Below are 17,000 nucleotides of genomic sequence, written 5' to 3'. Positions count from 1 at the left end.
TCGGGTGAATGCCGGCAGGGCTAGAACGCTCCGCCGAAGAAACCGATGATGAGCACCGCGATCACGCCGGCGGCGAGCACCGCGGCGGCGATCGCGAGCGTCATCAACAGTTTGTTGCTCTGGTTGGTGGTGGCCGGGACGACGTCGCGCGTGGAACCGTGGCTGCTGACCGCACGGCTGGCCGCGACCGGAGATGCCGCGGTGACCGAGGCCGGCAGCTCATCGCCCTCGATGAGTCGGTCGATCCCTGCACCGTCGAAATGGTTCGGGTCCTGACCGGCGGAACCCAGTCCGCGGGGCAGATCGATGGTTCCGGTGATGAGGATCTCGCCAGTGGAGTTGGACGTGGCTCCCGCTTCAGCCTGGGCCGGAGCGACGGGGATGATGAGCGAACTCGTGGTGATCTGCCCCGTGCTCGTCATGCCGCTTCCGAGGAGGTCCTCGAACGCGACCTCGTTGTCCGCCTGCGAAGCCTTCTCGGCCTCGAGTGCCGCGACGAGCATGGAGTCGCGCCCGAACCCCTTGGACAGGGTCGACGCGGGGTCCTCGGAGATGTCGTCGCGATCCGAGACGTCGAAGAGTGAACCGGTGGCCACCGGCGCCGCAGCGGCGGGGGTCACGGAAGGCGTCGGCGCCTCGGCCGACCGGGCCTTGGCCGCGCGCTCGTCGGCGGCGGCCCGCTCAGCGGCCTTGCGCTCTGCCGACTTGCGTTCTGCAGCCTGCTGTTCTTCGGCCTTGCGCGCGGCGGCCTGGCGCTGCTCGGCCTGCTTGGTGGCCTCGGCTTCGCGACGTTCCTGCTCAGCAGCAGCGGCAGCCTTGGCGTCCGCTTCCTGCTGCGCGAGCTTCGCTGCCTGCTGACGGGCCGCCTTGTTCTGCTTCTGAGGCGGAGCGACCACCTGATCGGGCGTCCGCGGCGGCAGGGCGACCGAGGGGACCGGCTGCTCGACCGGAGGAGCGACCGGCGCTGCCGGGGAGCCCACCTGCTCGATCGAGCCGGTGCGCTCGAGTTCTCGCAACTGACGACGCGTGAGTCCACCGGTCGGGGCCGGAGCCGGCGCACCGGATGCCGGAGCGCTCGACGACGGCGCGGGTGACGTGGACGCTGGTGCTGGAGCGCTCTCGTCGCGCGACGTGGTCCGCCCGGGGATCGCTCCCCCGGCGACGGGTTCGGATGTCGACGCGCGTCGTGTCCGTGGCGCAGCAGTGTCGGGCGTCGCTTCGTCAGCGGACGTCGAGGGCTGCTGGCTCGCTCGAGCCTGTCGCCTGGTCAGGGGCGCATCCTCTGGCAACGCGGTCATGTGGCTTCACTCCGATACAGGTGGTGCTTGGTGATGTACTGCACGACACCGTCGGGAACCAGATACCAGACCGGAAAGCCTTTGCTCACCCGGCTCCGGCAATCCGTCGACGATATCGCTAGGGCCGGAACTTCCAACAAGCTTACGTCGTGCTGTGGTAATCCGGAAACGTTCAAATCGTGTCCCGGTCTACTCACAGCGACGAAGTGAGCGAGGTCCCAGACCTCCCTGACGTCTTTCCAACTGAGGATCTGGGCGATCGCGTCGGCACCCGTGATGAAGAACAGCTCGGCATCGGGACGCTTGCGGCGCAGATCGCGCAGCGTGTCGATTGTGTACGTCGGTCCGGCTCGATCGATGTCGACCCGGCTGACGGTGAAGCGGGGGTTCGCTGCGGTGGCGATCACGGTCATGAGGTAGCGGTGCTCGCTGTCGCTCACGCCCGACTTCCGGTACGGCATGCCGGTCGGGACGAAGACGACCTCATCGAGATCGAAGTGCTGCGCGACCTCCGAGGCGGCGACGAGGTGCCCGTGGTGGATCGGATCGAACGTCCCGCCCATGACCCCGATCCGAGGACGACGGGTCGTCGTCTCGGTGACGGGCGCGCTCACGCCGGACAGCCTAGTGGCCGTGCTCGCCGTGAGCGGAGGCCGACTCGCCCTTGTCGGCGTGACGGTTGGCGACGTCGCGGTAGCTGAAGGTCACAGCGCCGAGGATGGCGAACAGCACGAGGGCGACCGCACCGAACACCCAGGTCGGTGCGGCGAGTTCGACGGCGTGCTCCGATTCAGCCAGGACGGCGGTGGCCAAGACGGACGCGGCAATCGACATGATCTCTCCTTCTGTGCGACGCCTGGTGACGCCCGTACCAGTCTAGCGACTACCGACGGGTGTGGCCCGAACCACGCACGAGCCACTTCGTGCTCGTGAGTTCCGGCAGTCCCATCGGACCGCGGGCATGGAGTTTCTGCGTCGAAATGCCGACCTCCGCGCCGAATCCGAACTCGGCGCCGTCGGTGAAGCGGGTCGAGGCGTTGACCATGACGACGGCCGAATCGACCTCGGCGAGGAACCGATCGGCGTTCACCACGTCGTTCGTGATGATCGCGTCGGTGTGTCCGGTGGAGTATCGGTCGATGTGCTCGAGCGCGGCGTCGAGGTCGTCGACCACGCGCACCGAGAGCTCGAGCGACATGTGCTCGGTGGACCAGTCCTCCTCCACGGCGGGCACGACGTCGGCGAAGACCTCCCTGGCGCGTTCGTCCGCGTGGATCAGCACCCCGTGCTCGCGCAGGTCGCCGAGCACGGCGGGCAGCACGCGCGCGGCCGCAGCACGGTGGACGAGGATCGTCTCGAGCGCGTTGCAGACCGATGGGCGCTGCACCTTGGCGTTGCGGACGATGTCCACCGCCCAGTCGAGTTCGGCACTCTCGTCGAGGAACACGTGGACGACGCCGGCGCCGGTCTCGATCACGGGGACCGTCGACTCCCGGACGACCGTCTCGATGAGTGACGCGCTCCCCCGCGGGATGAGGACGTCGATCAGGCCTCTGGCGTTCATGAGCTGCTTCGCACCGTCGCGACCGAACTCGTCGATGGTCTGTACCGCATCCCCGGGAAGGCCGACGGACTCGAGTGCCGATCGCAGCAGCCCCACGAGGACCGCGTTCGAGTGTTCCGCTGCCGACCCGCCGCGGAGCACCACGGCGTTGCCGCTCTTGATCGCGAGGGCGGCGATGTCGACCGTGACGTTCGGGCGCGCCTCGTAGATCGCGCCGACCACGCCGAACGGGACGCGTACCTGCTCGAGCTTCACCCCGTCCGGAGTGTTGCTTCCGCGGACCACCTGGCCGACCGGGTCGACGATCGCGATGACGTCGCGGACCGCCACCGCGAGCCCGTCGATGCGGCCCCGGTCGAGGCGGAGACGATCTTGCAGACCGACACTGATGCCCTGCTCGCGTCCCGCGATGAGGTCGCGCTCGTTGGCGGCGATGACCGCATCCGCACCCTCGACGATCGCGACGGCGATGGCCTCGAGGGCCCGGTTCTTCTGCGCGGTGGTCGCCTGGGCGAGGACCCGGGAAGCACGCTTCGCAGCGGTGAGACGATCCGCGAGTGGCAGCACGGTGGTGGTTGGCGACGACATGCGTCGATTCTACTCAGCGGCGTCTGGTGGACGCTCTCCGCGTCACGCCGGTTGGAACCAGGTGCCGAGGTGCTCACCGCGGAGGGCTGACGCGACGTTCGTGGTCGACGTCACGAGGACGGACGTCCCCGCCTCGGCGGCCAACCGGGCGGCCGACACCTTCGTGCCCGCTCCCCCGGTACCGACGCCCGCGGAGCCGATGTCGCCGAAGGTGACGCCCGAGAGGGTGTCTCCGAACGGGACCTCCTCGATGCGCTCGGCACCCGCTTCGTGCGGAGGGCGGGTGTACAGCGCGTCGACGTCGCTCAGGAGGACGAGGACGTCGGCCGCGACGAGGACCGACACGAGGGCGGCCAGGCGGTCGTTGTCGCCGAACCGGATCTCGTGCGTGGCGACGGTGTCGTTCTCGTTGACGATCGGCAGGATGCGCAGGCCGAGGAGGCGTTCCATCGCCCGCTGGGCATTGCTCCGGTGACTGGGGTTCTCGAGATCACCGGCGGTGAGCAGCACCTGGCCTGCGACGATGCCGAACCGGTCGAGGCTGTCCTGGTATCGGTAGATCAGCACGTTCTGCCCGACGGCGGCAGCCGCCTGCTGCGTCGCCAGGTCGCTCGGACGGGCGTCGAGGCGGAGGTAGGGCATCCCGGTCGCGATGGCGCCGGAGGACACGAGGATGACCTCGGTGCCTCGGGCGTGCGCCTCGGCCAGCGCCTCGACCAGCGCAGTGATCTGCCCGGCGTTGTCGCCACTGATCGAGGAGGACCCGACCTTCACGACGATGCGTCGCGCCGAGGGGATGCCACTGCGCTGGTGGATGGTCACCGGTCGTCGTCCTCCGTCGTGACACCCTCGTCCTGGGGTGCGTCGGCCGGCACGGAGCCGACCTCGAAGCCCTCGTCGTCGTTCCAGAGACCGGCCGCACGTTCACGGAGCAGCTCGGCACGGGCCTCGGCCTTGGCGTCCATGCGCTCGAAGTACTCGTCACGACGCTGGTTGCGCGTCGGGCGGTGGCTCGCGTCGAGACGCGGGTCCGTTCCACGCGGCTGCGTCAGCAGTTCCGCGGTGCTCGTGAGCGTGGGCTCCCAGTCGAAGACCACACCGCCACCCGCACCGATCATCACGGTCGCGCCGGCGACGGCACCGGCCTTGAAGAGCGCCTCTTCGACGCCGAGCTTCGCCAGGCGGTCAGCGAGGAACCCGACGGCCTCCTCGTTGTTGAAGTCCGTCTGCTGCACCCAGCGTTCCGGCTTCGCGCCGATGATGCGGTAGAGGTTGCCGTAGGTGCCACCCTCGACCGTGACGGTGAACTTGGAGTCGTCGACCGGCTTCGGGCGCAGCACGATCCGGGGCTTGGCGGCCTCGAGGGCTGCGCGGGCGCGGCTCTCCTCGACGAGCTCGCTCAACGCGAACGAGAGCTGTCGGAGGCCCTCGCGCGAGACCGTCGAGATCTCGAAGACCTTGTAGCCGCGCGCCTCGAGGTCGGGACGCAGGAACTCGGCGAGCTCCCTCGCCTCCGGGACGTCGATCTTGTTGAGGGCGATGAGCTGCGGGCGCTCTACCAGCGGCGTCTGCCCCTCCGGTACCGGGTAGGCGGCGAGCTCGGCCAGGATGATGTCGAGGTCGCTGATCGGGTCGCGTCCCGGTTCGAGCGTCGCGCAGTCCAGCACGTGCAGGAGCGCGGAGCAGCGCTCGACGTGACGCAGGAACTCGAGACCGAGGCCCTTGCCCTCACTGGCGCCCTCGATGAGCCCTGGGACGTCCGCCATGGTGTAGCGGACCTCGCCGGCCTCGACGACGCCGAGGTTCGGGTGCAGGGTGGTGAACGGGTAGTCCGCGATCTTCGGCTTCGCAGCGGACATCGCCGCGATGAGGCTGGACTTGCCGGCGGAGGGGTACCCGACGAGCGCGACGTCCGCGACGGTCTTCAGCTCGAGGAGGACATCGCCTTCCCAGCCGGGCGTGCCGAGCAGCGCGAACCCGGGGGCCTTGCGCTTGGTCGAAGAGAGCGCCGCGTTCCCGAGGCCGCCCTGGCCGCCGGGAGCGACGACGAACTCCATGCCGGGCTCGACGAAGTCGACGAGTTCGACGCCGTCGACGTCCTTGACGACCGTCCCGACGGGGACGGGCAGGATGAGCGTCTCGCCCTGGAACCCGTTGCGGTGGTCGCCCATGCCGAAGCCGCCGGTGTCGGAGCTCCGGTGCGGTGACCGGTGGTACCCGAGCAGCGTCGTGATCTGAGGATCGGACACGAGCACGATGTCACCACCGTGTCCGCCGTTGCCGCCATCGGGGCCGGCCAGCGGCTTGAACTTCTCGCGCTTCACGGAGACGCAGCCGTTGCCGCCGCCGCCCGCTCGCAGGTGCAGTGTGACCCGGTCGACGAATGTGACCATGGACGCTCAGCCCCTCTCTGGATCATGGAACTCGGTTGTACGACAGCAGGGGGCGGGCCGAAGCCCGCCCCCTGCTGGAAAGACGTTGTTGCTACTCTGCAGCAGCGACGATGTTGACGACCTTGCGGCCGCCCTTGTTGCCGAACTGCACGGAGCCTGCCTCGAGGGCGAACAGCGTGTCGTCGCCGCCACGACCGACGTTGGCGCCGGGGTGGAAGTGCGTGCCGCGCTGACGAACGAGGATCTCGCCCGCGAGGACGACCTGGCCGCCGAAGCGCTTCACACCGAGACGCTGTGCGTTGGAGTCACGACCGTTGCGAGTGGAACTCGCACCCTTCTTGTGTGCCATCTCTTCTTCTCCTCGATGCCTTACTTGATGCCGGTGATCTTGACGCGCGTGAGCTCCTGACGGTGCCCCTGACGCTTCTTGTACCCGGTCTTGTTCTTGAACTTCTGGATGATGATCTTCGGACCGCGGAGGTTCTCGAGCACCTCGGCCGTCACCGTGATCTTCGCGAGCGACTTCGCGTCGGAGATGATCTTCTCACCGTCGACGTGGAGCACCGCGGGAAGCTCGATGTTGCCATCCTTGTCGGCCTTGACCCGGTCCATCGTGACGATGGTTCCGATCTCGACCTTCTCCTGCCGTCCTCCGGCGCGCACAACTGCGTAAACCACTACGTACCCGTTCTTTGGGGAGCGAAACGCTCCGACTGACTGTTGCTGGAAGTTACTGCTCGGAAAGGCTCGAACACGTGGGACACCTTGATGGCAGAAAACCGTTGGGCGTGGCAATGAAAACTCAATGCACACCAACGGTCGAGTTTACTTCATCGTGCAGTCCAGGTCAAACCAGCGGGCACAGAACCTCGTGACCGAGGCTGTTCCTCACGGCTCCCACACCGGACGCACTCGACCAGTGTACCCCGGGGGCTCCTGAACGCCGGCCGGGTGCCCGGCGCGTCCGAGCGCGGACGGGAATCGCGATGGACGCTCGATGGTTGGATGGTGGCATGACGGTGCTCATCGATCCCCCGCTGTGGCCGGCGCACGGCACGCTCTGGTCCCACGTGGTGAGCGACAGCTCCCTGGAGGAGCTGCACGCCTTCGCCGGACGCACCGGGCTCCCGCCGCGATCGTTCGACCTCGACCACTACGACGTCCCCGCCGAGCGCCACACCTCGCTCGTGGCGGCCGGCGCCGTCGCGGTGACCGGCGGCGAACTCGTCCGTCGACTCATCGCCAGCGGCTTGCGCATCACCGCACGCGAACGGCGCGCCTCCCGAGGAGACGCGCCGTCCTGATGCGACCGGACTATTCGGCCTGACGCTGCGCGCCGTCCGACCCGACGGCCTGTCCGCCCGCGAGAGAAGCGGTGGACACCCGACGGCTGCGGCCGCGACCCTGGCCAGGCTGCTTCGGCTCGGGGAGCGCGTCGAGGACGGATTCGAGCAGGTGCTCGGGGTCCGCGACGGCTGCGCGACGCGGCTTGTCGGCGACCGGTGCGATCGGCAGGTCGAGCAAGGCCAACGTCGGGGCCGCGGATTCGCTCGGCGCCTCGGTGGGGCGTTCCTCCGAAGAACCCCGGCGGGATCCGTCACCGCCACGACGACGCGGTTCCCGCTTCTCGCGCCGGCTCCGACGACCGTCGTGCGACCCGGACTGATCCTCCGGTGACGTCGTGGACTCGTCCGCGACCGGCCCCTCGGAACCCTGCGCCTCGGTGTGCTGGGACTGCGTGTGCTGCGCCTCGGCCACGACGGCGTCGGCCACGGCCTCGGCGGCGGCGAGCTCCTCGTGGTGCAGCGTGCGCGCCGCGATCAGGGCGAGCGCGTTCTTCGCGTCGTCGGTGATCCCGTGCGTCTGTCCCGCCGGCTTCTGCTGGGCGCCCTGGCCGTTCGAGGACGGCTGGCCGCCCTGTGACCCACCCTTGCCGCGCCGGCGCTGCTGCTCCGGCTGCGGCGTCTGGCGATGCTTCACGACGGGGTCGTGGTGCACGACGACGCCGCGTCCGGCGCAGACCTCGCAGGGCTCGCTGAACGTCTCGAGCAGGCCGAGACCGAGCTTCTTGCGCGTCATCTGCACGAGACCGAGCGAGGTGACCTCGGCGACCTGGTGCTTCGTGCGGTCGCGGCTGAGGCACTCCACGAGGCGGCGCAGCACGAGGTCGCGGTTCGATTCGAGCACCATGTCGATGAAGTCGACGACGATGATCCCGCCGATGTCGCGCAGCCGCAGCTGACGCACGACCTCCTCAGCGGCCTCGAGGTTGTTCTTGGTGACCGTCTCCTCGAGGTTGCCGCCGGAACCGACGAACTTCCCCGTGTTGACGTCGACGACCGTCATGGCCTCGGTGCGGTCGATCACGAGGGATCCGCCGGACGGCAGCCAGACCTTGCGGTCGAGCGCCTTCTCGATCTGCTCGGCGATGCGGTAGTCGACGAAGGAGTCGCCCGTGCCGTCGTACGGCTCGACCCGCTCGAGCAGGTCGGGGGCGACGCCGCGAAGGTAGCTCTGGATGTCCTGCAGCGCGTCCGAGCCCTGGATGACGAGCTTGTGGAAGTCCTCGTTGAAGACGTCGCGGATGATCTTGATGAGCAGGTCGGGCTCGCTGTGCAGCAGTGCCGGCGACTGGACCGTCTCGATCTGACGGGAGATCTCCGACCACTGCGACTTCAGCCGCGTGACGTCGAGCGTGAGCTGCTCCTCGGTCGCTCCCTCGGCGGCCGTGCGGACGATGACGCCGACGTTCTCCGGAAGGACCTCCTTGAGGATCTTCTTCAGGCGGGCGCGCTCCGTGTCGGGCAGCTTGCGCGAGATGCCGTTCATCGAGCCGTTCGGCACGTAGACGAGGTACCGACCGGGCAGCGAGACCTGACTCGTCAGGCGCGCACCCTTGTGTCCGACCGGGTCCTTCGTGACCTGGACGAGGACCTTGTCGCCGCCCTTGAGCGCGAGCTCGATCCGGCGGGGCTGGTTACCCGTCTCCACGGAGTCCCAGTCGACCTCGCCGGAGTAGAGCACCGCGTTGCGTCCGCGACCGATGTCGACGAACGCCGCCTCCATGCTGGGCAGGACGTTCTGCACCCGGCCGAGGTAGACGTTGCCGATGAGCGACGCCTCCTGGCTCCTGGCGACGTAGTGCTCCACGAGCACGCCGTCCTCCAGCACGCCGATCTGCGTCTTGCCGTTCTTGGAGCGGACGACCATGACACGGTCGACCGACTCGCGGCGGGCGAGGAACTCGGCCTCGGTGACGACCGGACGACGACGACCCGCGTCGCGTCCGTCACGGCGACGCTGCTTCTTGGCCTCGAGCCTCGTCGAGCCGCGCACCTTCTGCGGTTCGGTGATGAGTTCCGGCTCACGCGGCGTGCGGACCTTGACCACGTTGCGGGTGTCGGGGCGCGAGTCGCCACCCCGCTCGCCCTGCTCCGGTCCGTCATCGCCGGCACGACGACGCGTGCGACGCCTCGACGAGCTGAGCTCGGCCTCGAGCGGTTCGTCGTCGCGGTGGACGATCGGCGGCAGGTCGGGCGCCTGGAACAGCAGCATGGTGGTCGGTGGACGCACCGGTGCGGCAGGTGCCGACTGCTCGTCGGGCCCGGCCGCCTGGGCGTCCGCCTCGGTGCTGGTCGACTCGTCCGCCGTCTCGGGCGTCGTGAGGTGCTGGTCGGTCGGTTCGTGCTCGGTCCCCGGCGTGGCCGGATCCTCGGTGTGCTCTTTCACCATTCCTGGTGTACTCCCCTATGCCGGGTCGGTGGCCGCGCCACCCTCCGGTTCTTCGTCTCGTGCGTGCGGCCGCGGTTGCAGCCGTTCGCAAATCCTGTGTGATCGCTGGCTCTCGGAGCTCTCACGATCGTGCCGGCACGTGCCGGCGGGTCCTGGGCTCTCATTGCCCAACAAGCCTGTTGTGTCGTGCGGTCGAGCGCGGCTCGGGCACCACCCCACGATTATCGCACGAACAGGGCCGACGGTCCTGAGTACGGACCACCCGGGCATGTCCCGCCGCCGTTCAGGCGGGCGTGCGAGAATCAGGGCGTGTCAACTCCGGTCATCGACGCGCGCCCCAGGGGCTTCGCGATCTTCCTCATCGTCGCAGGCGTCATCGGGTGGATCGCGGCGTTCGCGCTCACCCTCGACAAGTTCCAGCTCCTGCAGGATCCGAACGCCCAGCTCGGCTGCAATCTGAGCATCCTCGTGCAGTGCGGGGTCAACCTGAACTCCTGGCAGGGTGCCATCCTCGGGTTCCCGAATCCGATCATCGGCCTCGCCGCCTGGATCGCCCCGATCGCCGTCGGCGTCGCGGTCCTCGCCGGTGCGCAGTTCGCGCGGTGGTTCTGGATCGCCTTCAACATCGGGTTCCTCGGCGCGCTGGGATTCGTCATCTGGCTGATCTCGCAGAGCATCTTCGTCCTCGGCACGCTGTGCCCGTGGTGCATGGTCACCTGGTCGGTGACGATCCCCTCGTTCATCGCGGTGACCGAGTTCACCCTGCGGAACGGCATCATACCGGCGTCCCCCGCCGTCCGCCGCGTCGCCGGGGTCGTGTCCTCGTGGATCGTGGTGGTGACGCTCGGGTGCTACCTCGTCGTGGCGGTCATCGCCCAGCTGCGCCTCGACGTCCTGTCCTACCTGTAGCCGGCGGCGGCCCGGACGGCCGCCTCACGCACACGACGAAGCCCGCCCCGGAATCGGAGGCGGACTTCGTCGTACGGAGTCGGTGCGTCAGGCGAACCAGAGCGCGAGCTCGCGGGAGGCGGACTCGGGGCTGTCCGAACCGTGGACGAGGTTCTGCTGGACCTTGAGGCCCCAGTCGCGGCCGAAGTCGCCGCGGATGGTCCCGGGCGCGGCGGTGGTCGGGTCGGTCGTGCCGGCGAGCGAGCGGAAGCCCTCGATGACGCGGTTGCCGGCGACGCGGATCGCGACGACGGGACCGCTCAGCATGAACTCGACGAGGGGCTCGTAGAACGGCTTGCCCTCGTGCTCGGCGTAGTGGGCGGCCAGCAGCTCGCGGTCCGGCTCGACCATGCGCAGGTCCACGAGCGAATAGCCCTTCGCCTCGATCCGACGGAGGATCTCGCCGGTCAGGTTGCGTGCGACGCCGTCAGGCTTCACGAGTACCAGGGTTTCTTCAACAGCCACGGTCAATCCTTCGCTTCTCGGTAGAGCGCCTGCTGACGCTCGATCTTGTCGCCTTGGACCATCGCATAGGTCCAGACGGCTGCGGCCATCCCGCCGACGAGGAACATCATCGGCACGAGCAGGCCGGTAGCCACGATAGCGGCTTGCACCGCCCAGCCCAGCCAATACCCCCAGCGGAATCGCAGGAGCGGGATCGTCGCGACGATGATCAGGCACAGCACCGCTCCGCCGATCAACGCGACCGGGGCCGGGAGGGCCTTCAGCCCGAAGATGACGAGCGCGCCGAGGAACATGACGATCATCTCGAAGCCCAGGATGATCGATCCGAGAGTCTGCTTGATGCTCCGTGGAGCCCGGCTCCGTGCCGTGCCGCTCATGCGGTCGCCTTCCATTCCCGGTCGTCGGCGATCTCGATCGCCTCGCCCACGAGGGTGATCGAGCCGGTGATCACGACCAGGCGGCGCGGCGCCTCCTCGGCCCAGCGCCGTGCGTCCTCCGCGGCCTCGTCGAGGGTGTCGGCGAAGGTCGACGCCGGCAGGTCGAGCGACGCCGCGAGGCGCGAGAGCTCCTCGGCGGGGATCGCCCGCTCCGACTCCGACTGGGTGAAGAAGAAGCCGGATGCGGCGGGCGCCAGGGTCGTCAGGATGCCGGCGGCGTCCTTGTCCTGGAGGATGCCGACCACGAAGGCGATCTCGTCGACGTCGAAGTAGCTGCCGAGTGCGGCGACCAGGGACGCGGCGCCGTGCGGGTTGTGCGCCGCGTCGACGAGCACGGTCGGTTCGGTGCCGATGAGCTGCAGACGCCCCGGGGAGGCGACCTCGGTGAGGCCCTCCGCGAGGACGTCCTCCGCGATCGGCTGGGTCGCTCCGCCGAGGAACGCCTCGACCGCGGCGATCGCGAGCGTCGCGTTCCGTCCCTGGTGGTCCCCGTAGAGCGGGAGGTACAGCTCCGGGTAGGTGCCGGCGCGTCCTCGGACGGTGATGAGTTGTCCGCCCACCGCCACGGCGTCCTGCACGAGGGCGAACTCCTCACCCTCGAACACGGCCGGGTCGTCGACCGCGGCGGCGGCGTCGATGATCGCCTGACGCGCGTCGGGGTGCTGAGCGGCCGAGACCACCTGCGCTCCGGGCTTGATGATGCCGGCCTTGGTGCGCGCGATCTCGGCGATCGTCTTGCCGAGCCGCTGCACGTGGTCGAGGTCGATGGGCGTGAAGACGGCGACCTCGGCATCGGCGGCGTTCGTCGAGTCCCAGGCACCGCCCATCCCCACCTCGACGACGGCGACGTCGACGGGGGCGTCGCCGAAGCAGGCGAAGCCCAGGACGGTGAGCGCCTCGAAGAAGGTCAGCGCGGGTTCACCGGCCGCCGTGAGCTCGGCGTCGACCATCGCGAGATACGGCTTGATGTCGTCCCAGTTCCTGGCGACGGCCTCGTCCGAGATCCGCTCGCCGTCGATCCCAATGCGCTCGGTGAACCGGACGAGGTGCGGACTCGTGAAGAGACCGGTGCGGAGCCCGTGGGCACGGAGGATGCTCTCGATCATGCGCGCCGTACTCGTCTTGCCGTTCGTCCCGGCGATCTGGATGATCGCGAAGGACGACTCAGGGTTGCCGAGGAGCTCGAGCGCCCGCTTGGTCGCACCGAGACGCGGCTGCGGCTGTGCCTCCCCCAGCCGTTCGAGGAGTTCGCGGTACACGGCGTCGGCGGCATCGGCCGCAGACAGCTCGTCTCCGGGGATCAGGTCATCGGACATGGGCGGTCTCCTCTGCACGCGCAACGGTCACGGTGAAGGCTCCGGCGTTGCCGAACTTCCCGGCAGCGAACGACTGGGCGAAGCCCGACGCCCCAGCCTGCGCCTCGACGTCCGACCAGGTCAGGGACGTCGCCAGGGTGTCGCCGGCGAGGTCGACCACGTCGAGGGCGCTGCGCACCGCACGTTCGTCGGCGTCGTCCTCGAATCGGAGCTGGAGCCGGATCCGGTCGCTCACCTGCAGATCCGCCGCCTTCCGGGTGTCCTGCACGGCGCGGATGACGTCGCGGGCGAGTCCCTCCGCTTCGAGTTCGGGCGTCAGCGTGGTCTCGAGCAGGGCGAATCCACCCGAGGGCAGGAGCGCGAGTGCGACACCACCGGCGGCGCCCGAGGAGGCCTCCATGACGAGTTCGTACTCACCGTCGACGAGCTCGATGCCGCCGGCCGTGACCGTGCCGTCGACCTCCGACCAGTCGCCGCTCCGAGCGCCCTTGATCGCCTGCTGCACCGTCTTGCCGAGGCGCGGACCCGCCGCGCGGGCGTTGATCGAGAGGCGCGAGGTGACACCGAACTCGGTGCCGCTGGTGTCGGTCAGCTCGGCGAAGGAGACGGCCTTGAGGTTGAGTTCCTCTCGGAGGATCGCCTCGAACGGTGCGAGCGACGCGGGGTCGGGTGTGACCACCGTGAGCGATGCCAGGGGCAACCGGACACGGAGACCGGCCTGCTTGCGGAGGGCGAGGGTGACGCCGGAGACCTCGCGGACCCGGTCCATCGCTTCGACGAGTGCCGCGTCCTCCGGGAACGCCTCGGGTTCCGGCCAGTCGGTGAGGTGCACGCTGCGGTCGCCAGTCAGGCCGGTCCAGACCTGCTCCGTGACGAGCGGCAGGAGCGGAGCGGTGACCCGGCAGTACGTCTCGAGGACGGTGTAGAGCGTGTCGAAGGCGTCGCGGTCGAAGGCGCCACCGTCGGTCGACCAGAAACGGTCACGGGAGCGACGGACGTACCAGTTGGTCAGGACGTCCGCGAAGTCCCGCAGCGAGGCCGCTGCGAGGGTCGCGTCGAACGCCTCGAGGTGGTCGGTCACGGTGACGACGAGCTCACGCGTCTTGGCGAGGATGTAGCGGTCGAGGACGTCGGTGGAGTCCGTGCGCCACACGGCGTCGTAGCCACCAGGCACCGCCGTGTTGGCGTACAGCGAGAAGAAGTACCAGGTGTTCCACAACGGCAACATCACCTGTCGGACGCCCTCACGGATGCCTTCCTCCGTGACGACGAGGTTGCCGCCGCGCAGCACCGAGCTCGACATGAGGAACCAGCGCATGGCGTCGGAACCGTCGCGGTCGAAGACCTCGTTGACGTCCGGGTAGTTGCGCAGCGACTTCGACATCTTCTGGCCGTCGCTGCCGAGGACGATGCCGTGGCTCACGACGCTCGTGAACGCCGGCCGGTCGAACAGCGCGGTCGACAGCACGTGCAGGAGGTAGAACCACCCGCGCGTCTGGCCGATGTACTCGACGATGAAGTCCGCCGGGCTGTGCGAGTCGAACCACTCGCGGTTCTCGAACGGGTAGTGCACCTGGGCGAACGGCATCGATCCGGAGTCGAACCAGACGTCGAGGACGTCGGTGATGCGGCGCATCGTCGACCGGCCGGTGGGGTCGTCGGGGTTCGGCCGCGTGAGCTCGTCGATGTACGGGCGGTGCAGATCGGTGGGGCGTACGCCGAAGTCGGCCTCGAGCTCGTCCAGCGAGCCGTACACGTCGATGCGCGGGTAGGCCGGGTCGTCGCTCTTCCACACCGGGATCGGCGAACCCCAGTACCGGTTGCGGCTGATCGACCAGTCGCGTGCACCCGCGAGCCACTTGCCGAACTGCCCGTCCTTGACGTTCTCCGGCACCCAGGTGATCTCCTGGTTGAGTTCCTCCATGCGGTCGCGGAACTCGGGCACGCGGACGAACCAGCTCGACACCGCCTTGTAGATGAGCGGCTGCTTGCAACGCCAGCAGTGCGGGTAGGAGTGCTCGTAGCTCGCCTGACGCAGGAGGCGTCCCTGTGCCTTCAACAGCTGGGTGAGCGGCTTGTTGGCGTCGAAGACCTGGAGACCGGCGACGTCGGACACCTCGGGGAGGAACTTCCCGCCGTCGTCGACGGAGACGATCACCGGGATGCCGGCGGCCTCGCACACCTTCTGGTCCTCTTCACCGTAGGCGGGGGCCTGGTGCACGATGCCGGTGCCGTCCTCGGTCGACACGTAGTCGGCGACGAGGATGCGCCAGGCCTGCTCCATGCCCCACTCGGCGTCGGCGTAGTAGTCCCAGAGGCGGTCGTAGGAGACGCCTTCGAGCTCGCGCCCGACGACCGTCCGGGAGACGGCGGCCTGCGCCTCGGCCGCGGAGTCGTAGCCGAGGTCCTTCGCGTAGTTGCCGAGCAGCGCCGAGGCGATGAGGTACTCGCCGCCGAGGACCTCGGTGTCGGCGTGGGCGGAGCCCTCCTCCCGGAGCACCGTGGCGTCGGGGGTGCCGTTCGGGCCGGCCGGGACGACCGCGTACTCGATGTCGGGCCCGACGGCGAGCGCGGCGTTCGTCGGCAGGGTCCAGGGCGTGGTCGTCCAGGCGAGCGCGCGGACGGCGGTCAGGCCGAGGCTCTCGGCCTTCGGACCGACCAGCGGGAAGGTGACGGTGACGGTCTGGTCCTGGCGGGAGCGGTAGACGTCGTCGTCCATCCGCAGCTCGTGGTTGGAGAGCGGCGTCTGGTCGCGCCAGCAGTAGGGCAGCACCCGGTAGCCCTCGTAGGCGAGGCCCTTGTCGTGGAGCTGCTTGAAGGCCCAGATGACCGACTCCATGTAGGTCACGTCGAGGGTCTTGTAGTCGTGCTCGAAGTCGACCCAGCGCGCCTGGCGCGTCACGTAGTCCTGCCATTCCTCCGTGTAGCGGAGGACGGAGTCGCGTGCGACCTGGTTGAAGGCGGCGAGCCCCATCTCGTCGATCTGGCGCTTGTCGGTGATGCCGAGCTGTCGCTCCGCCTCGAGCTCGGCGGGGAGGCCGTGGGTGTCCCAGCCGAACCGGCGGTGCACCTGCTTGCCGCGCATCGTCTGGAACCGGGGGAAGAGGTCCTTGGCGTAGCCCGTGAGGAGGTGACCGTAGTGCGGAAGTCCGTTCGCGAAGGGCGGGCCGTCGTAGAACACCCATTCCGCAGCCCCCTCGCGCTGGTCGATGGAGGCCTGGAAGGTGCCGTCGGCGGCCCAACGGGCGAGCACCCCCTCCTCGATCGACGGGAAGCTGGGCGACGGCGTCACGCCGAACGCCGCGCCGTTCGACGCCGACTCGGTTGGGGTCGGTTCCTGGGACTTCGGGTAGCTCATCGTTCTCCTGGCAGGTCTCGTGGGTCCTGCGAGGACGCCGGCACTGCCGACGCGGTACCACCCCGCTTGCCGCTCCACTGGAACGGCCGCTCTGCATCGGCTGTGACGGGCCTGACCCGCTCGGTTCTACTGGGCTCCCGCTGGGCGGTCGCTGTTCTGCCGAGGACTCCCCGGTGATGTCCGGATCGATGTCGATGGTCCAATCGTACAGCCTGCGGAGCGGCTCCGCGGAGGGTCGGCTACGAGGAACTCCGCCCCTCGACCCGGGCGACGGCGCGGCCGTACCCGTCCACCACCGGAGCGATCGCGCGGCGGAGGTAGTCGCCGAGCTCGCCCCGGCCGACGCCTGCAGCCGCCCAGGCCCCGGCGCCGGCGACGATCGCGCCGGCGAGCGCCGCTGCGGCGGACCGGATCGTCAGCTCGTCGGCGCGGACGGCGAGGCGCGCGAGCGAGACCCGGAGCACGGCTTGGAGACGCAGCAGCCGTTCGAGGCCGGACGCCTGCAGCTCCCAGGCGGTGTCCATCAGTTCGATCTGCGTCAGCGCCCAGGGCACGGCGCCGTTCGAGCGCTCCTCGGCGATGCCCAGGAGGGCGGCCTGCAGTGACGGCATGGCGTCGGCGACATCCGTCGCGGGGGTTTCCCCGCCTGCGGCGAGCGCCCGTTCGAGTCCGGCGAGCGCGGCGTCGACGTCGACCCAGAGGACGTCGCTCTTGGAGCCGAAGTAGTTGAAGAAGGTGTTGCGGCTGACGCCGGCGCGGCTCGCGATCTGGTCGACGGTGGTGCCGGGGTATCCCTGTTCGAGGAAGAGTTCGGCGGCCGCCTCCTCGAGGACGCGTCGGGAGGATCGTCGGGGTCTGCCGACGGCGTTCCGTGCCGGTGGTCGTGACATGGGGGCTCCTT

General features: G+C 69.1%; 16 protein-coding genes. 2 read left to right on the top strand and 14 right to left on the bottom strand.

Going from position 1 to position 17,000, the window contains the following annotated elements:
- Positions 1-20 precede the first annotated feature (20 nt).
- The 8 genes from RWN05_RS04225 to rplU all read right to left on the bottom strand — a co-directional run bounded on the left by RWN05_RS04225 (position 21) and on the right by rplU (position 6,521).
- Positions 21-1,016: a hypothetical protein gene (locus RWN05_RS04225; RefSeq protein WP_079002328.1), complete on the bottom strand. Its 996-nt coding sequence runs from the start codon at positions 1,014-1,016 to the stop codon at positions 21-23.
- Between the two features lie 278 nt (positions 1,017-1,294).
- Positions 1,295-1,912 (bottom strand): nicotinate-nucleotide adenylyltransferase, encoded by a 618-nt coding sequence (gene nadD, locus RWN05_RS04220; RefSeq protein WP_255376693.1) that lies wholly within the window; start codon positions 1,910-1,912, stop codon positions 1,295-1,297.
- Positions 1,913-1,922: 10 nt separating this feature from the next.
- Positions 1,923-2,132, bottom strand: a complete 210-nt coding sequence (locus RWN05_RS04215) for a hypothetical protein (RefSeq protein ID WP_064295593.1) — start codon at positions 2,130-2,132, stop codon at positions 1,923-1,925.
- A gap of 49 nt (positions 2,133-2,181) precedes the next feature.
- Positions 2,182-3,450: a glutamate-5-semialdehyde dehydrogenase gene (locus RWN05_RS04210; protein ID WP_079002326.1), complete on the bottom strand. Its 1,269-nt coding sequence runs from the start codon at positions 3,448-3,450 to the stop codon at positions 2,182-2,184.
- A gap of 42 nt (positions 3,451-3,492) precedes the next feature.
- Complete coding sequence (gene proB / locus RWN05_RS04205) at positions 3,493-4,272, bottom strand: glutamate 5-kinase (RefSeq protein ID WP_079002325.1); 780 nt, start codon at positions 4,270-4,272, stop codon at positions 3,493-3,495.
- Entirely contained in the window at positions 4,269-5,843 is a 1,575-nt protein-coding gene (obgE, locus tag RWN05_RS04200; RefSeq protein WP_071260832.1) for a GTPase ObgE, read from the bottom strand. Before obgE ends, proB begins: the two co-directional genes overlap by 4 nt.
- 91 nt (positions 5,844-5,934) lie before the next feature.
- Positions 5,935-6,192 (bottom strand): 50S ribosomal protein L27, encoded by a 258-nt coding sequence (rpmA, locus tag RWN05_RS04195; RefSeq protein WP_056006626.1) that lies wholly within the window; start codon positions 6,190-6,192, stop codon positions 5,935-5,937.
- 20 nt (positions 6,193-6,212) lie between these two features.
- A complete protein-coding gene (rplU, locus tag RWN05_RS04190) occupies positions 6,213-6,521 on the bottom strand; it encodes a 50S ribosomal protein L21 (protein ID WP_079002324.1) in 309 nt (102 codons plus the stop codon).
- Between the two features lie 335 nt (positions 6,522-6,856).
- Here rplU and RWN05_RS04185 point away from each other — a divergent pair, with 335 nt between their 5' ends.
- Complete coding sequence (locus tag RWN05_RS04185; protein ID WP_079002323.1) at positions 6,857-7,147, top strand: DUF4031 domain-containing protein; 291 nt, start codon at positions 6,857-6,859, stop codon at positions 7,145-7,147.
- 10 nt (positions 7,148-7,157) lie between these two features.
- Here RWN05_RS04185 and RWN05_RS04180 read toward each other — a convergent pair whose 3' ends face one another.
- Entirely contained in the window at positions 7,158-9,572 is a 2,415-nt protein-coding gene (locus RWN05_RS04180) for an Rne/Rng family ribonuclease (protein ID WP_314138670.1), read from the bottom strand.
- Between the two features lie 312 nt (positions 9,573-9,884).
- Here RWN05_RS04180 and RWN05_RS04175 point away from each other — a divergent pair, with 312 nt between their 5' ends.
- Positions 9,885-10,484 carry a vitamin K epoxide reductase family protein gene (locus tag RWN05_RS04175; protein ID WP_314138669.1) on the top strand — a complete coding sequence of 200 codons (600 nt, stop codon included), beginning with the start codon at positions 9,885-9,887 and terminating at the stop codon, positions 10,482-10,484.
- Between the two features lie 87 nt (positions 10,485-10,571).
- On the opposite strand, the gene ndk is transcribed toward RWN05_RS04175, so the two are convergent.
- The 5 genes from ndk to RWN05_RS04150 all read right to left on the bottom strand — a co-directional run bounded on the left by ndk (position 10,572) and on the right by RWN05_RS04150 (position 16,989).
- Positions 10,572-10,988: a nucleoside-diphosphate kinase gene (gene ndk, locus RWN05_RS04170; protein ID WP_064295600.1), complete on the bottom strand. Its 417-nt coding sequence runs from the start codon at positions 10,986-10,988 to the stop codon at positions 10,572-10,574.
- A gap of 2 nt (positions 10,989-10,990) precedes the next feature.
- Entirely contained in the window at positions 10,991-11,365 is a 375-nt protein-coding gene (locus RWN05_RS04165; protein WP_167620455.1) for a DUF4233 domain-containing protein, read from the bottom strand.
- Complete coding sequence (locus RWN05_RS04160; RefSeq protein WP_079002319.1) at positions 11,362-12,741, bottom strand: folylpolyglutamate synthase/dihydrofolate synthase family protein; 1,380 nt, start codon at positions 12,739-12,741, stop codon at positions 11,362-11,364. The genes RWN05_RS04165 and RWN05_RS04160 overlap by 4 nt, the downstream gene beginning before the upstream one ends.
- Positions 12,731-16,099 (bottom strand): isoleucine--tRNA ligase, encoded by a 3,369-nt coding sequence (ileS, locus tag RWN05_RS04155; protein WP_079002318.1) that lies wholly within the window; start codon positions 16,097-16,099, stop codon positions 12,731-12,733. The genes RWN05_RS04160 and ileS overlap by 11 nt, the downstream gene beginning before the upstream one ends.
- Before the next feature lie 239 nt (positions 16,100-16,338).
- Positions 16,339-16,989 (bottom strand): TetR/AcrR family transcriptional regulator, encoded by a 651-nt coding sequence (locus tag RWN05_RS04150; RefSeq protein ID WP_079002317.1) that lies wholly within the window; start codon positions 16,987-16,989, stop codon positions 16,339-16,341.
- Between the last annotated feature and the right edge of the window lie 11 nt (positions 16,990-17,000).

Origin of the sequence: uncultured Plantibacter sp. (assembly GCF_963518075.1) — a bacterium.
GTDB classification, from domain to species: domain Bacteria; phylum Actinomycetota; class Actinomycetes; order Actinomycetales; family Microbacteriaceae; genus Plantibacter; species Plantibacter flavus_A.
The sequence above is the reverse complement of the archived record's forward strand: the minus strand, read 5'-3'. Positions and strand labels throughout refer to the sequence as shown.

Coding starts and splice junctions, on each gene's coding strand:
- obgE (WP_071260832.1), bottom strand. CDS start 5,843: ATGGTCACATTCGTCGACCGGGTCACACTGCACCTGCGAGCGGGCGGC.
- RWN05_RS04160 (WP_079002319.1), bottom strand. CDS start 12,741: ATGTCCGATGACCTGATCCCCGGAGACGAGCTGTCTGCGGCCGATGCC.
- RWN05_RS04150 (WP_079002317.1), bottom strand. CDS start 16,989: ATGTCACGACCACCGGCACGGAACGCCGTCGGCAGACCCCGACGATCC.
- RWN05_RS04210 (WP_079002326.1), bottom strand. CDS start 3,450: ATGTCGTCGCCAACCACCACCGTGCTGCCACTCGCGGATCGTCTCACC.
- RWN05_RS04185 (WP_079002323.1), top strand. CDS start 6,857: ATGACGGTGCTCATCGATCCCCCGCTGTGGCCGGCGCACGGCACGCTC.
- RWN05_RS04165 (WP_167620455.1), bottom strand. CDS start 11,365: ATGAGCGGCACGGCACGGAGCCGGGCTCCACGGAGCATCAAGCAGACT.
- RWN05_RS04215 (WP_064295593.1), bottom strand. CDS start 2,132: ATGTCGATTGCCGCGTCCGTCTTGGCCACCGCCGTCCTGGCTGAATCG.
- ileS (WP_079002318.1), bottom strand. CDS start 16,099: ATGAGCTACCCGAAGTCCCAGGAACCGACCCCAACCGAGTCGGCGTCG.
- rpmA (WP_056006626.1), bottom strand. CDS start 6,192: ATGGCACACAAGAAGGGTGCGAGTTCCACTCGCAACGGTCGTGACTCC.